14 protein-coding genes are annotated in these 14906 nt (G+C 66.3%); 10 read left to right on the plus strand and 4 right to left on the minus strand.

The window, feature by feature from the left end:
• Positions 1 to 22: 22 nt before the first annotated feature.
• From SSKA14_RS23395 to SSKA14_RS11480, 6 genes are all read left to right on the plus strand, one after another.
• The gene (locus tag SSKA14_RS23395; protein ID WP_232281383.1) at positions 23 to 508 is read left to right on the plus strand and encodes a DUF3304 domain-containing protein; all 486 of its coding nucleotides are present in this window, start codon (positions 23 to 25) and stop codon (positions 506 to 508) included.
• 124 nt (positions 509 to 632) lie between these two features.
• The gene (locus tag SSKA14_RS23400; protein ID WP_232281384.1) at positions 633 to 1124 is read left to right on the plus strand and encodes a DUF3304 domain-containing protein; all 492 of its coding nucleotides are present in this window, start codon (positions 633 to 635) and stop codon (positions 1122 to 1124) included.
• Between the two features lie 85 nt (positions 1125 to 1209).
• Complete coding sequence (locus SSKA14_RS11465; RefSeq protein ID WP_232281385.1) at positions 1210 to 3042, plus strand: DUF2235 domain-containing protein; 1833 nt, start codon at positions 1210 to 1212, stop codon at positions 3040 to 3042.
• Positions 3043 to 3051: 9 nt separating this feature from the next.
• A complete protein-coding gene (locus SSKA14_RS11470) occupies positions 3052 to 3645 on the plus strand; it encodes a hypothetical protein (protein ID WP_040007522.1) in 594 nt (197 codons plus the stop codon).
• A 133-nt stretch (positions 3646 to 3778) separates the two neighbouring features.
• Complete coding sequence (locus SSKA14_RS11475; protein ID WP_008266651.1) at positions 3779 to 4396, plus strand: hypothetical protein; 618 nt, start codon at positions 3779 to 3781, stop codon at positions 4394 to 4396.
• A gap of 164 nt (positions 4397 to 4560) precedes the next feature.
• Positions 4561 to 5343 (plus strand): CDP-diacylglycerol diphosphatase, encoded by a 783-nt coding sequence (locus SSKA14_RS11480; RefSeq protein WP_198283603.1) that lies wholly within the window; start codon positions 4561 to 4563, stop codon positions 5341 to 5343.
• Here the strand turns inward: SSKA14_RS11480 and SSKA14_RS11485 are convergent.
• Positions 5340 to 5939 (minus strand): GNAT family protein, encoded by a 600-nt coding sequence (locus SSKA14_RS11485; protein WP_040007524.1) that lies wholly within the window; start codon positions 5937 to 5939, stop codon positions 5340 to 5342. The genes SSKA14_RS11480 and SSKA14_RS11485 overlap by 4 nt on opposite strands.
• A 212-nt stretch (positions 5940 to 6151) precedes the next feature.
• On the opposite strand from SSKA14_RS11485, the gene SSKA14_RS11490 reads away from it, so the two are divergent.
• Positions 6152 to 8878, plus strand: a complete 2727-nt coding sequence (locus tag SSKA14_RS11490; protein WP_008266684.1) for a TonB-dependent receptor — start codon at positions 6152 to 6154, stop codon at positions 8876 to 8878.
• Between the two features lie 82 nt (positions 8879 to 8960).
• Here the strand turns inward: SSKA14_RS11490 and SSKA14_RS11495 are convergent, their stop codons facing one another.
• Positions 8961 to 9602 (minus strand): hypothetical protein, encoded by a 642-nt coding sequence (locus tag SSKA14_RS11495; protein ID WP_008264825.1) that lies wholly within the window; start codon positions 9600 to 9602, stop codon positions 8961 to 8963.
• A 185-nt stretch (positions 9603 to 9787) separates the two neighbouring features.
• Between SSKA14_RS11495 and SSKA14_RS11500 the strand changes: the two genes are divergently transcribed.
• Complete coding sequence (locus SSKA14_RS11500; RefSeq protein WP_008267833.1) at positions 9788 to 10948, plus strand: amidohydrolase family protein; 1161 nt, start codon at positions 9788 to 9790, stop codon at positions 10946 to 10948.
• 44 nt (positions 10949 to 10992) lie between these two features.
• On the opposite strand, the gene SSKA14_RS11505 is transcribed toward SSKA14_RS11500, so the two are convergent.
• The gene (locus tag SSKA14_RS11505; protein WP_008265181.1) at positions 10993 to 11430 is read right to left on the minus strand and encodes a DUF3806 domain-containing protein; all 438 of its coding nucleotides are present in this window, start codon (positions 11428 to 11430) and stop codon (positions 10993 to 10995) included.
• A 132-nt stretch (positions 11431 to 11562) separates the two neighbouring features.
• Positions 11563 to 12444 (minus strand): LysR substrate-binding domain-containing protein, encoded by an 882-nt coding sequence (locus SSKA14_RS11510; protein WP_008265766.1) that lies wholly within the window; start codon positions 12442 to 12444, stop codon positions 11563 to 11565.
• Between the two features lie 122 nt (positions 12445 to 12566).
• Between SSKA14_RS11510 and SSKA14_RS11515 the strand changes: the two genes are divergently transcribed.
• Both SSKA14_RS11515 and SSKA14_RS11520 read left to right on the plus strand, forming a co-directional pair.
• Entirely contained in the window at positions 12567 to 13268 is a 702-nt protein-coding gene (locus SSKA14_RS11515; RefSeq protein WP_008268546.1) for an ankyrin repeat domain-containing protein, read from the plus strand.
• A 51-nt stretch (positions 13269 to 13319) separates the two neighbouring features.
• The gene (locus SSKA14_RS11520) at positions 13320 to 14777 is read left to right on the plus strand and encodes an amidohydrolase family protein (RefSeq protein ID WP_040007527.1); all 1458 of its coding nucleotides are present in this window, start codon (positions 13320 to 13322) and stop codon (positions 14775 to 14777) included.
• Positions 14778 to 14906 lie beyond the last annotated feature (129 nt).

A 14906-nucleotide genomic window follows, 5' to 3' on the forward strand; every position in this document is an offset into this window, starting at 1 on the left:
GCAGCCTCAAGGACATGAAAAGATGATCCCGCGACTCATGCGCACACATCTGCTGGCGACTCTGGTACTGCTGCTCCTGCTGCCGGCCTTGGCCGCCTGCAAGGGCCAGCCCGCGTCGACACCTGTGGGAGTGCGGGGCTACAACCACACCGGCCAGTCCATTGCGCAGTTCCAGGTGAATGGTGGAAGCGGAGGGTCGGCCCGACGTCACTCGGCAGGCGGCACGGTCTGCTGCGCTGTGGTTCCTGACCGATGGACTCCGGATCTGAAGGCGGAGATCGAATGGACAACCGATCTGGAGACCTACCAGAAGGCGACGGTATCAATCCCCAGGTACAACGAGGTTGGCAGTCTCGCTGTTCATTTCCTGCGCAATGGCCAGGTCAAGGTGTTCGTGACCAATCTGATACTGGGGCATCCGGACTATCCGTTGACGGGACCTGAGGCGCCGATGCGCGAAGGCGAGAATCCGGTGTGGGAGCACCTTCGGCGCCCTCTCGAAAGCTGATCAGAGGGCCAGGCGCGAGTGATGACGTCAGCAACTGCAGCGGGAGTGAAGATGCTGGAAACCAGAAGGCAACAGCCATGACGTGCCGCTCGGGTCGCTGCTGCACTCTCAAGGACAAGAAGAAATGATCCCACGATTCGTTCGTACACAGAACAGGATGCGTGTTCCGCTGCTGTCCACTTTGGTTGTACTGCTTCTGCTGCCGGTACTGGCCGCCTGCAAGGGGCAGCCCGCGTCTACACCTGTGGGAGTGCGGGGCTACAACCACACCGACAACCATGTTGCGCAGTTCCTTGTGAACGGCGGGAGTGGTGGATCGGCGTGGCCACACTCCGCAGGGGGAACCGTCTGCTGCGTAGTGCTGCCGGATCACTGGGCACCGGATCAGAAGGTGGAGATCGAGTGGACGACTGACCTTGAAACCTACCAGAAGGCGACGGTATCAATCCCCAGGTACAACGAGGTTGGCAGTCTCGCTGTTCATTTCCTGCGCAATGGCCAGGTCAAGGTGTTCGTGACCAATCTGATACTGGGGCACCCGGACTATCCGTTGACGGGACCTGAGGCGCCGTTGCGTGAGGGCGCAAACCCTGTGGCGGAGCATCTTCGCCGCTAGTCGGGTATCCGATCCGAGGGCTTGGCACGATTGACAAGGACAATGATCCCGGCTGGGACCAGCATCGAATCCAGGAGACAAGGAAATGAGTGAACGCACGACGACCGGTGCGCAACCAATGCCGGCCAATGGACAAAGGGCATTGAGTGGTGCGGAAGCACAACAGCGGGCGCGCGCCATGGCGTGCCTGCGCGAAAAGGGTTCGGAATGCCAGGGCCAGGTGCACGTAAGCATCTATTTCGATGGCACTGGCAACAACCGCGAGTGGGAAGGAACCTTTGTAACCGGCAAGACGCGCTCCCCCAAGACCCAGCTGGCTCGCAACGGTCACAGCAATGTGGCGCGCCTGTACGATGCCGCCCTGAAGGAACGCGAGAACGGCTTCTTCAGCATTTACGTTCCCGGCGTCGGTACACCCTTCGCGGATGTCGGCGATACCAACCAGGATGGCGATACGCTGGGAGGTGGCGCCGCTCGTTACGGTGCTGACCGCATACATTGGGCCATCCTGCAGATCATCAACTCGGTCCATCAATATCTGAACGCCAGTGATCTGATCCAACCCAACGAAATGAAAGTGCTGGTCGCCTCAATGAGCGAGACGCGCCTGCTGGAAGGCATGGCACGTCGCTCGATGCTCACGGCGATCGCACAGAGGCTTGAGCGCGTAGTCAATGGGCACCAGCGCCGGGTGAAATCGGTACACGTTTCCGTCTTCGGCTTCTCGCGCGGTGCGGCGCAGGCCCGGGCCTTCGTGCATCGACTGTACGAAACCGCCGAAGCCTGGGGGAGCGGCTGCGGCTACAACATCGCCGGTATTCCGCTTTACCTCAACTTCATGGGTATTTTCGACACCGTGGCATCGGTGGGCGTCGCCGCCATGAGCCGGGTGTCCAAGGGCAAATGGGACTGGGCAGCGGGTGACATGATGAGCATTCATCCCGAGGCCAGGCAGTGCGTTCATTTCGCGGCCCTGCACGAGCAGCGCATCAACTTCCCGCTGGATCTGGCGACCAGTGGGAGGGAAGTGCTTTACCCGGGCATGCATTCGGATGTCGGCGGCGGTTATTCACCCGGCGGGCAAGGCAAGGATTTCGTCTCTGGTAGTGCGGATGGCAAAGCCAAGTTGTCGCAGATCCCGTTGATCGACATGCATCATGAGGCGGTCAAGGCGGGCGTGATAGTGAAGACGATCGACGAAATCGGTACGCGGCCAACGCTCGCCATGCACTTTGGCTGCCACCCGCAGCTGATCCGCGATTACAACGCCTGGCTGACCGGTCATGGTGTCCCCGGAGGCGGCCATGCGCAGCAGATTGCAGGACATTGCCGGCAGTACGTGGCCTGGAAGGGCAAGCGCCTGCCGAATGGTCCACAGAGCGTGTTGCAGCAGCCGTTCTTCACGCAGTCCGATGCCGAGGATCAGGTGGATCTGGCCAATGCGCAGCGGGATTTCGCAAACCTGGTCGGGAAGCTGAGCAGGGGCAAACAGGAGATGGCCGCCTACCGAAGCCAGCTGGACGAAAGCCAGAAGCGCATGGAGGCTGGGCGCAAGGCCGGGCGTCCGGTCTTCGAACCTACGCCACGGGCCTCTCAGGCAGCCTACGACTACGCCGGCATTCCTGCCGAGACCAGTACCCTGCTCAACCTCGTGCTGGACGGTGCGCCGGTACCTGATGTCAGCACCAACCTGTTCGACAATTACATGCACGACTCACTCGCCGGCTTCTACATCGGGAAGTGGACGGAGCTGAACATTCCTGCGGTCAGTACCTACGGCTACCTGCGCTATCGCGAGGTCTTCAGCGTCGCCGGCAGGAGGGCGCAGGAGTGCCGCGATCCCGCCACGCTGCCGCCCGCGAATATCCCCTCCATCGGCGGCGCGTTCCAGCAGCTGGGAACAGCCATGGGCGGCTGACCGGTGAAGATGGCCGGGTTCGTGAATCGAGTGGCGCTTGCGGCAGCAGGCGTACTGCTTGCGGCGAGTTGCCATGCGCAGCCGCCCGACGTGGGCGGGTGGCGCCGGGTCTCCGACAGTGGTTACGCGCGGCACTTCCATTTCTCCATGCTTCCCCATGCTGCACCGGTGGGAAGTCGCTGGGCGATCTACGACGCCAGGGCAGGCAGGGTAGTGTGTTGCCTGTCGGTGCAAGGCGCGGAGGTGAGTGAAAGCGAGCTCCAGGACCGCTTGCACATTCCGGGCCCGTGGGTGACCGATCTGACCAATGGCTGGAATCTGGATGCCGCGCCCTATCGTCCGCATGTCCAGCTGCTGAAGGTGCAGGATGCGATGGGCAGCCATACCTTCAAGGAAGAGGGCGACGCAGCGGGTGGCCTGTTGCTGCCGCCAGATGCGCGGGCGGTGGGGGCGGGTGCGCTGGAGATTGCAGGGGAGCGCTATACGGTGCAGCGCGATGAAACCTCGCTGGCCGATGGCGACGGTGGCGTACACACCTACACCTTGAAACCGGCCAGGGGCGGTGCAGCCCTGAGGGTCGAGGTGCCCTTCGGAACCTATTAGCCGGCATGCCCGCATCGTTGCCTGCCTGGAACCGGCGCCGCCGCGCCCTTGCCCGTCCCCACATGGCAGCGGCTGCATCTTCATGGCATCCTCACGAAACTGATTGGCCCGGTGCCATCGACGGATGAACAACATGCACAACTGGATCGCACCCGCGGCCGGCGCGCTGATGGTGGCGCTTTGCCTGGCCGCCCCGGTGGCACAGGCGGCCGAGCCGACCTTCGGTGGCTGGCGCAACCTGGGCTCGCGCGATGGCGCCGAGCCGGCGTTGCGGGATGTGCCGTTCGCGCTGCTGCCGGCGCCGGCGAGCCGTGACGCCCGTTTCGCGATCTATGACCGCGAGAGCAAGCGGCTGGTGTGTTGCCTGCAGGTGGCCAGCGCCGAACTGGACGATACGGCGCTGCGCAAGGTCTACCAGCTGCCCGAACAGTGGGTGACCGATCTGCGCAACGCCCGCAGTACGGCGCGGCCGTGGCCGACCCGGGTGTACGAGATGCGACGTACCGATGAACTCGTCGACTACGGCTTCAGTGATGCGCCCGAAGCCTACAGCGATCTGGGTGGGCTGCTCGTTCCGGCCAACGCACGGCTGCTGCCCGATGGCAGCGTGCAGGCCGGGTCGACCTACCGCCTGCAGTTCCGCAGCACGCCGCTGGGCGATGACAGCAGCGCGCTGGACCGCTTCACCCTGCAGCCGGCCCAGGACGCGGGCAAGCCGGTCGTGGTGGAAGTGTCGTACGGCACCTACTGACCCAGGACATTGATCCGGCGGAACGCCAGGACCGCCATGGAAGCGATTCGGCGCGACCCCGCATACCCCGGGCAAGGCAAAGGAAACCTTGCATGCCGCCGACGCGGTGCGTGGCTGGGAGGGCGGCTACACTACGGGGCGCGGCCGTTGGCCGAGCCATTGACGTGAGTGCCGTGCCCCGCCTGTTGCTGCTGTTGTCCCTGTCCGCGCTGGCTGGTTGTGCCAGCGCTCCGCCACCGCCGGCCCACTCCGATGCGTTGTGGCGGTTGATCGAGCGTGACTGCCGCGGGGCCGAAGGCCCGCGTGGCGACTGCCTGCAGGTGGAGGCGGCGGTGGATCGGCGCGATGTGCTGGTCAAGGATGCGCACGGCGACTACCAGTTCCTGTTGATGCCGCTGGACAAGCTGAGTGGCATCGAGAACCGCAGCCTGTACCAGCGCGGCGCACCGAACTACTTCGCCGCCGCCTGGCAGGCCCGCCGCCATACCGAACGGGCCCTGGGCCAACCGCTGCCGCGCAGCGTGGCCAGCCTGGCGCTGAATTCACCGCATGGGCGCTCGCAGCACCAGCTGCATATCCACGTCGACTGCCTGCGTGCAGATGTGCTGCAGGCCCTCGATGCACACGCGGCAGCGGTGGGCACCGAGTGGGCGCCACTGCCCGTGCTGCTGCGTGGCCATCGCTATCAGGCACGCCTGCTGCCGGGTGCGGAGCTGACCGCCAATCCGCTCAACCTGCTGGCCTATGGCCTGGCAGGCGTGGACGACGTGGGCCAGTGGAGTCTGGTGGTGGCGGGGCGTGACCGGGTGCAGGGTGGCCCGGGCTTCATCCTGCTGGCCACCCGTGTGGACGCGGAAACCGGCAACGAGGCCAGCGGAGAAGAGTTGCAGGACCACGCCTGCTCCGTGCTGACCGGTGCAGGCGATGTGCTGGAGCGGGTCCGCTAGTCCGCCACCTGCAGGCCGCTGCGCCACAGGGGCGCGGTCAGTGCCCACAGTTGGCGATCCTGCCAGCCGTCGATGTCCAGATGATGGTCGCGCAGCAGGCCTTCCTGGCTGAAACCGAAGGCGTGCAGCGCATTGGCGAACGGCGTATTGCCGTCCGGTGGCAGCATCACGAACAGGCGATGCAGGCCGACCCCTTCGAACAGGAACGGGCACAGTGCCTGCAGCATGGCGTCGGCGTGCGGATGCCAGTGCTGCAGCGACAGCAGCTCGGCGCAGCGCGCCTCCAGCGATTGCAGGCGGATATGCAGCTGGTCCAGCACCGTGCCGTGATCGTCGTCGAATACACCCAGCAGCAGCTGGTCGTTGTCCTGTTCCAGGCGTGAGCGATGCATGTGGGCGAGGAAGCGTGCCTCCTCGTCGATGCCGGCCGGGTGACGGCGGCCGCGCTGCTGGCGGTCGTCGAACAGGCGCCAGCGCGGCAGGTCGGTGCGCTGGAATGGGCGCAGGGTGACCGGTGCCACCTGCAGCTGCAGCAGATGGCGGCGCAGCACCGGGCGTAGCGGGGGGAGGGCGGGGGTCGGATATGGGGTGATCATCCCCGCAACGATGGCGAGGCCCGCAGCGCCAGACCATTCAATTCGTTGCAAAAGCGTGATCGCTGCCGCGGCAGGTCTGATTCGGTTCAGGCATAAGTCCATCAGGGCTGGTCTTTTCCGTTGAAACTCCCCATTCAGGACACTTTCGTTACGGGAACGTTATGCGCCGATGGCCGCCGCCCGTGCCACCACCCCACTCCTCCAGGAAGCCCATGTCCGCCTCTCACAAGGCGCTGCGCCCGCGTCCGCTGGTGCTCGCGCTGTCGTCACTGATGCTGGTCTCGTTGCCGGCCTTCGCGCAGGAAAGCGCACCCACCCAGCTACAGGAAGTGAAGGTCACCGGCTCGCGCATCCCCCGCGCCAGCGTCGAGGGGCCGTCGCCGGTGACGGTGATCAGCCGTGAGCAGATCGATGCGCAGGGTTACCGCAATGCCTTCGATGCATTGAGTGCCCTGACCGAGAACACCGGCAACGTGCAGGGCGAGGACTTCGGCAATACGTTCACTCCGGCCGCCAATACCATCAATCTGCGGGGGCTGGGCCCGAACCGGACGCTGGTACTGGTCAACGGCCGCCGCCAGTCCGACTATCCGCTGGCCTACGAAGGCTCGGTGAACGTGGTCAACCTGGCCAACATTCCGAGCGCGCTGATCGAGCGCATCGAGGTGCTGGCCGCCGGTGCATCGGCGGTGTACGGCTCCGATGCCATCGCCGGCGTGGTCAACATCATCCTCAAGGACCGCTTCGAGGGCGTGGACGTGAACGTGCGTGCTGGCGGCACCCAGCAGGGGGGCGGTGACAACCAGCGCGTGCAGGTGGTCGGTGGTGGTTCCGGCGAGCGCTGGGATGGCCTGTTCGGCTTCGAGTTCGATGTGCGCAAGGCGATCCACGCGCGCCAGCGCGACTTCATGGATTCGCTGGACGATGACCCGACCGGCAAGGCGCCGCAGGCCACTGCGATCGCCTACCGGCGCAACGCCGCCACCGGCCGCAACATCGACCCGGGCACGAATGGCTGCGACCCGGCGTCGGGCATCTACGGCGGCAGTGTGTTCCGCGCATTCAATCCGCGCCAGGGATGGTACTGCGGCAGCAACGAGGCCGCCGCCAGCTACTGGACCGTGCAGACCGAGAAGCGCAACCTCAATGGGTATGGCCTGCTGACCTTCCACGTCAACGAGACCACCGACCTGTTCGCCGATCTGGCCGTGGGCAGCGCACGCATCACCAACAACACCCGCGCGCCCACCTGGACGTCGGCCCGCAACTACTTCTACAACCAGACCACCGGCAACCTGGAGAGCTGGTACCGCCGCTTCGCACCGGAAGAAATCGGTGGCCTGCCGCGCAACGCCAACCGCTTCCTGGAAAACTCGTGGTCGTTCAACGTTGGCGCGCGTGGCCGGATCGGCGACAGCGACTGGGACTACGAAGCGGTCTACAGCCGCTCCCGCTACGAGAACCGCACCCGTCGCCCGGTGCTGCTGGCCGGCATCAACGAATACCTGCTTGGCCCGAAGCTGGGCGTGCGCAATGGCGTGGAGGTCTATGCACCGGACCCGGCGCGCCTGTTCAAGCCGCTGACGCCGAACGAGTACGAGGGGCTGTCCGATTACCAGGAAAGCCGCAATGCGGCGTGGCTGCAGACCTTCAGCGCCAGCATCAACGGCCGCCTGTTCGCGCTGCCCGGCGGAGATGCCGCGCTGGCGGCGGTGGTCGAGGCCGGCAGCCAGGGTTACCGCAACCGCCCCGATCCGCGGCTGGGGAGCGGAGAGTTCTGGAATACCAGCGCCGGCATCGGTGCCGGTGGCGAGCGCGACCGCTATGCGGCGGGCGTTGAACTGCAACTGCCGTTGCTGAAGTCGCTGACCACCACCCTGGCCGGTCGTTACGACCAGTACCGTGCCGGGGGCGAGCACCTCGGCAAGGCCACCTGGAGTTTCGGCGTGGAGTTCCGCCCGATCGAGAGCCTGCTGATCCGTGGTACCGCCGCGACCAGCTTCCGTGCGCCGGACATGAATTACGTGTTCGCCACCGAGACCCGCGGCTACAACCCGGGCATGACCGATTACTGGCGTTGCCGCACCGCAGGCCAGTCCTACGACAACTGCGACTACAACGGCCTGTCGATCGACTACAGCAACCGCGCCAACCCGCAGCTGCAGCCGGAAACCGCCAAATCCTATGGCTTCGGCGTGGTCTGGTCGCCGCTGGCCGGGCTTGATTTCAGCGCTGACTACTACGACATCCGCATCGACAACGAGGTGACCAGCCTCGACACCAGCCGCATCCTGCGCGATGAGGCCGATTGCCGCCTGGGCCGCACGCTGGGCGGCGAGGCGCGCGACATCGGCTCACCGCTGTGCCAGGACGCGCTGTCGCGGGTGATCCGCAACCCGTCCACTGCCACCGTGCAACCGGACCAGGTGACCCGCGTGCTGATCAACCCGATCAACGCGGCGTCCGAATCGGTGCGCGGCCTGGACCTGAAGGGCAACTGGCGCTTCGATGCCGGCCGCTATGGCCGCTTCACCACGCGCCTGGCCTACACGGTGGTACTGGAACACACGTACAAGCAGTTCTCCGATGATCCGGAGCGCGACATCCGCAATTCGCTGGATGACTACCAGTGGCGCAGCAAGGCCAACGGCAGCGTCACCTGGAACCAGGGTGACTGGACCACCACGCTGTATGGCAACCGTTTCGGCTCGCTGCCCAAGAGCGATGGCAGTGGCCGCATGGGGCCATACATGACCTATAACGCCAGCGTGTTCCGCCAGTTCGGCGAGAACCTGTCGGTGGGGGTGATCGTCAACAACCTGCGCGACAGCCGCCCGCCGGCGGACAGGAACGGAGGCGGCTGGCCGTTCTATCCGGTCGGCAACTACGACCCGTATGGCCGCCAGTACTGGTTGCAGCTGGACTACCGGTTCCGCTGATCCCGCTGCAAGCGAAAGGCCCGGCATTGCCGGGCCTTCTGCTTTTCATTCATTGTGCGGTGCCGCTGCGCCCGCCGTCGGTTCAGGGCAGCGCCTGCTGCAGGTATGACTCGATGACATAGCTGAAAGGCTGCTGCTGGCGGTCGCGCAGCAGGGCGCGAACCTCCAGGATCACGCCATGATCGCCTTCGCCGCGTGGTGGCCAGAAGGTCTGGTCGGCCAGGGTCTGGCGCTGGAAGCCGAGCGGGCCGACCACGCGGCCGAACGGCTCGTCGGTGCTGTCCAGCACGTCGTTCATGGCCGGGCTGAGGTGGCCGGGCAGGTACCAGTTGTCGGCCTCGGACAGCACGCGGCTGCCACAGACCAGCTGCACGCGGCGGTAGCGCAGGGCGGTACCGGATTGCGCCGCGCCCAGCGCCTGCAGCACATCGGCCGGTGCCGGCTTGTCCTGGCCGCGGACGCGCACCGCACGCACCCGTGCCTGCTCGGCCAGGCCATGCTCGGCGCACCAGTGTTCCAGGGTGGCGGTGGCGCTCTGCCCGGACAGCACGCGCTGGTGCAGCCGTTCGACCAGCGCAGCCGGCGCGATGCGCTGCTGTCCAGGCGGTGCCTGCAGCGGTGCGGCGGCGGCATCAGTGGCGGACAGGCTGGCGATCGGGGCGGCGGCAAGCAGGGACGCGGCCTGCCAGCGGCGGAGACGATCGTGGCGGTCGGACGGGCCCATGCGGCATCACAGCGGAAACAGGCCTCTATGGTACCCGTTCAGGCGTGTTCACGGCGTGGCAGCGGCCGGCCGTCGTTGCGGCATTCATCGTTCTGATGAATGCATGGCATCCAGATATTTCGTTGGCCGATGGGGGCGCCCGGGGCGCAGGATGGCGTCATGACTTGGCTTTCCGGGAGTTTCCGATGACGCTTCAGTTCGTCCATGGAGGCGTGGACTGCGATGGTGCGCCGTTGCATTTCCACATTCACAACGGACGCATCAGTGGCCTGAATGCAGAGGGCGCGCCGCGCGAAGGTGCAGAAAGCGTTGATCTGAGGGGCTTTGCCGTCCTGCCGGGCCTGGTCGATGGCCATATCCACCTGGACAAGAGCTTCGTGGGTGACCGTTGGCATCCGCATCAGCCGGTGAACAGCCTGCGTGAGCGCCTGGCGGTGGAGAAGGCGGCGGTGGCGTGCGCCGCGCCGATGGTCGACCGGGCCGAGGCGCTGATCCGCCAGTGCAGCGGTTTCGGCACGGTGGCGATGCGCTGTCACGTCGACATCGATGCCAGTACCGGCCTGCGCCATCTGGACGCGGTGCGTGAGGCGGCGCTGCGCTGCGCCGACATCATGCGCATCCAGCTGGTGGCGTTCCCGCAGGCAGGGGTGATGTCCTGTGCCGGCACGGCGGCCGTGCTGGAGCAGGCCTTGGCGGCGGGCGTGGAAGTGCTGGGTGGCATTGACCCGACCACGCTGGATGGCGATGCCGAAGGCCAGCTGGCGCTGTTGTTCGGGCTGGCCGAGCGCCATGGCGTGCGGCTGGACATCCACCTGCATGAACCCGGCGAGACCGGGCTGGCCCAGCTGCTGCGCATCGCGGCGCGGACCCGGGCGGCCGGATTGCAGGGCCGGGTGGCGGTCAGCCATGCCTACTCGTTGGGTGAGGTGCCGCTGGCGCGCGCGCTGCAGGTTGGCGAGGCGCTGGCCACGGCCGGCGTAGCCATCATGAGCAATGCACCGGGCGACCACCCGTTCCCGCCGTTGCGTGCTCTACATGACGCCGGCGTGCGCGTGTTCGCCGGCAATGACAACATCCGCGATTGCTGGTGGCCGTACGGCAATGGCGACCTGCTGCAGCGGGCGATGCTGCTGGGCTACCGCTCCGGCTTCTACACCGATGCCGATCTGAAACTTGCGCTGGACATGGTCACCGCCCATGCCGCACAGGTGATCGGGCTACCGCAGTACGGGCTTGCGGAGGGCCTTCCGGCCACCTTCGTCGCGGTGCGTGCCGACCACGGCCCGGCGGCGGTGGCTGCAGTGCCAGTGGAACGCCGCGTGGTGGTGGACGGCCGCTGGCTGTAGATCCACGCCATGCGTGGATGATGCGATCGAATCCGGTGCGTGGCTCACACGTAATCATCGGCGCGGGTCGCGACGAACTCCTCCAGCCATGCCAGCAGGTGGGCAATGTCGATCACCTCGCCCTGCTCGACGCGCTTGAGCAGCAGTGTACTGGCGCCGATCTGCAGGCTGCTGTCGGCATAGCGCAGCACCGCGTCGATGCCCCAGGCGTCGGTGACCTGCATCCACGCCAGGCCTGGCACGCGCTGGGCCAGGGTGTCGCCGAACGCCACGCCAAGTGCTTCCCAGCCGTCGCCGTCGTCACGCTCGATCAGCTCGGCGTCGACCACACGCTGCAGGGTGCTGGCTGGCAGCGGCCATTGCACCGGCAGAGTGGGGAAGCCGGCCGCCACGCGAGCAGCGATCAACGACCGCTGGTGCTGCAGATGGGTCCGCAGGGCAGCAGGCAGGGGATCGAAGCGGGTGGGGATCTCGTCGGACATGGCAACGCGCCGCGGTGCACGGAAACAGTGGGCACTGTAGCTGGCGATGTGACACCCTGGCGCGGCAGGATTGTTCAGATATCGATGTCTGATGCGCGAAACGCATCCACACATGAAGCGGATCTACGGTGCTCAATCCGGTTCGCGCTGCACCTGCCGCCACAACTCGCCCGCCAGAGCGCGCACCGCATCATCGGCATCGGCGCGATGCAGCAGGCCGATCTCGTAGTTGTCGATCACCGGCAGGTCGCGCTCACCATCGATGATGCGGTGTTCACGCATGACCGCGCGGCGGGGCAGCAGGCTGATGCCGATGCCGTCGGCCACCGCGCCCTGGATGCCGCTGAGCGATGAGCTGGTGAAGGCGATGCGCCAGCGCAGGCCCAGCGCTTCCACGGCGTGGATCATCTCGTCGCGATACAGCCCGCGCGGCGGGAAGGTGACCAGCGGCAGCGGATCCTGCTGCAGGCAACTGCTGCGCAGGCTGTCGATCCAGTGCATCGGCTCACGCCGGCAGTGGACGGCCTGGCGCGTGTTGCGACGTTGTTTGACCAGCACCAGGTCCAGTTCGCCATGGTCGAAGCCGTGCGCCAGGTCGCGGCTCAGTCCGCTGCTGATCTCCAGCTTCACCTGCGGATGGCGACGGCTGAAGGCCGCCAGCATCCGGGTGGTCTGCGCGTTGACGAAGTCCTCCGGCACGCCGATGCGTACGGCGGTCTCCACGGTGGCGCCGGCCAGCGCCTGGGCCATTTCCTCGTTCAGGTCGAGCATGCGCCGCGCGTAGCCGAGCAGGGTGTGGCCGGCATCGGTGGGATGCACGTCGCGGTGGCCGCGTTCGAGCAGGCGGTGCCCGGCCAGCTCCTCCAGGCGGCGCACCTTCTGGCTGACCGTGGACTGGGTCGAATGCAGTCGCGTGGCGGCGGTGGTGAAACTGCCACAGTCGGCCACCATGACCAGCGCCCGCAGCAGGTCCAGTTCGAACAGGGTTCTATTCGATTTGGCACTGTCTGGCATTTGAACATTTCACTTCTGGATGCACGTGGCGACTTCTACCATGCGAAGCAACCACCGGCAATGCCCGGCCATTGCGAGCGCCGCGCACCGTGCCGCGGTGATCGACAGGAGGAGACACCGACATGCGCTTCCATCGTTGCCGTGCCTGGCCTGCGCCGTTCGTGCGCGTGCTGCTGGTGTGTCTGCTGGCCATGGTCACGCCTGCCTGCACCGCCACCTCCCGGGCGGATGCCGATGCCCACCTGCGTGATGCCGCGAGTCGCGGCGATGCCGAGGCCGTGCGCGAGGCAATCGGGCAGGGCGCCGATCTGGAAGCACGCGACGGCCAGGGCCGAACCGCGCTGCTGCTGGCCACGCATGGCAATAACGTGGATGCCGCGCGCGAGCTGATCGAGGCCGGTGCCGACGTCAATGCCAGGGATGCGTTGCAGGACAGTGCCTACCTGTACGCCGGTGCGCGCGGCCTGGATGAAATCCTGGCGATGACGCTGGCGCACGGCGCCGATCTGCGCAGCACCAACCGCTATGGCGGTACCGCGCTGATTCCGGCCGCCGAGCGCGGCCACGTTGCCACCGTGCGCACGCTGCTGCGCGCGGGCGTTGCGGTGGATCATGTCAACCGCCTGCACTGGACCGCATTGCTGGAAGCGATCCTGCTCGGCGATGGAGGACCACGTCATGTGCAGATCGTGCAGCTTCTGCTCGATGCCGGCGCCGATCCCGAACGCGCCGACGGCGATGGCGTGACACCACTGGCCCATGCGCGGCAACGCGGCTACACCGATATCGAAGCACTGCTGCGCCAACACGGCGCGGTGCGCTGAGGCCCGACCCCTTCCACCCGCACGCTGGGCGTGCCCACCAGGATGCTGTCCATGTTCCGTTTCCATTCGCTGTCTCTTGCCGTCCTTGTTGCAGTGGCCCCGCTGTCGGCCGCGGCCGCCGAGCGTGCCGACCTGCTGATCCGCAATGCCACCGTGGTGGATGTCGAACATGCCAGCACGCTGCCTGGGCAGAGCGTGGTGATCCGCGGCGAGGACATCGTTGCCGTTGGGCCGGACGCGCAGCTGCGCAGCCAATGGAAGGCCACCCGCCAGATCGATGCCAAGGGCAAGTACCTGATCCCGGGCCTGTGGGACATGCACGTGCACTTCGGTGGCGGCCCGGCGCTGATCGAGGAGAACAAGGCGCTGCTGCCGCTGTACATCGCGCACGGCATTACCACCGTGCGTGACTGCTCCGGCGACCTGCCCGGGCAGGTGCTGCAGTGGCGTGGCGAGATCGCCAAGGGCACGCTGTTCGGGCCGCGCCTGCTCAGTTCGGGCGCGAAGATCGAAGGCATCAAGCCGGTCTGGAAGGGCACGATCGAAGTGGGCAGCGAGGCGGACGTCGACCAGGCGATCGCTCGCCTGCAGCACGACAAGGTCGATTTCGTGAAGATCACCGACAGCACGCTGAAGCCGGAACTGTTCCTGTATTCGGCCAGTGCCGCACGCAAGGCCGGCTTCAAGGCTTCGGGCCATATCCCGATGGCGCTGACCGTGGAGCAGGCCGTCGATGCCGGGCTGGCTTCGATCGAGCACCTGGACTATGCGTTCAAGGCCGGCAGCAAGGACGAGGCGCAGATCGCCGCCGACTTCGGCGCCGGCCGCATCGACCGCGCGGAAGCCAACCGCCGGCTCGACGCCAGCTTCGACCGCGATACCGCGATGCACGCCTACCGCGATTTCGCCAGGCGCGGCGTGTTCGTGACCCCGACCCTCAACGGTGGCCGCATCCTCGACTTCCTCGACCAGGATGACCACGCCAACGACCCGTACCTGGCCTACATCGGCCCGGGCCTGCGCGCGACCTACCAGTGGCGCGTCGACCGTGCCGCCAAGGCCACGCCCGCGCAGATCGAAGCGCGCCACGCGCAGTACCACCAGGTGGCCGCAGTGCTGCCGCTGCTGCAGGAAGCCGGCGTGACGATCATCGCCGGCACCGATGCGGGCTTCCTGAACTCGTACAACTTCCCGGGTATCGCCCTGCACCAGGAACTGCAGCTGTTCGTGAAAGAAGGCCTGAGCGCACCGCAGGCGCTGTCGGCGGCGACCCGTTCCGGCCCGGCCTGGTTCGGCCAGATGGACCGCTACGGTGGCGTGGCCACTGGCAAGGCCGCCGACCTGGTGCTGCTGACCGCCAATCCGCTGCAGGACATCGCCGCTACCGAAAAGATCGACAGCGTGATCCTGCGTGGCAACGTGTATGACCGTGCGGCGCTGGACAGGATGCTGGCCGAGACCAGGGCGAAGGTCGCGGCCTGGAATGCCGAGACGGCCAAGGCCAACTGATGGCGGAGTTGGGCGCCTTCATTCCTGGAGAGTCGAGCCATGCTCGGCTCACTCTGTTCCGCTGTCCAAGTATTCGATCCGGTTGGGATTCATCCACGCATGGCGTGGATCTACTGATCGTGGGATCCG

This window comes from Stenotrophomonas sp. SKA14, assembly GCF_000158575.1.
In the GTDB taxonomy this organism is placed as follows: domain Bacteria; phylum Pseudomonadota; class Gammaproteobacteria; order Xanthomonadales; family Xanthomonadaceae; genus Stenotrophomonas; species Stenotrophomonas forensis.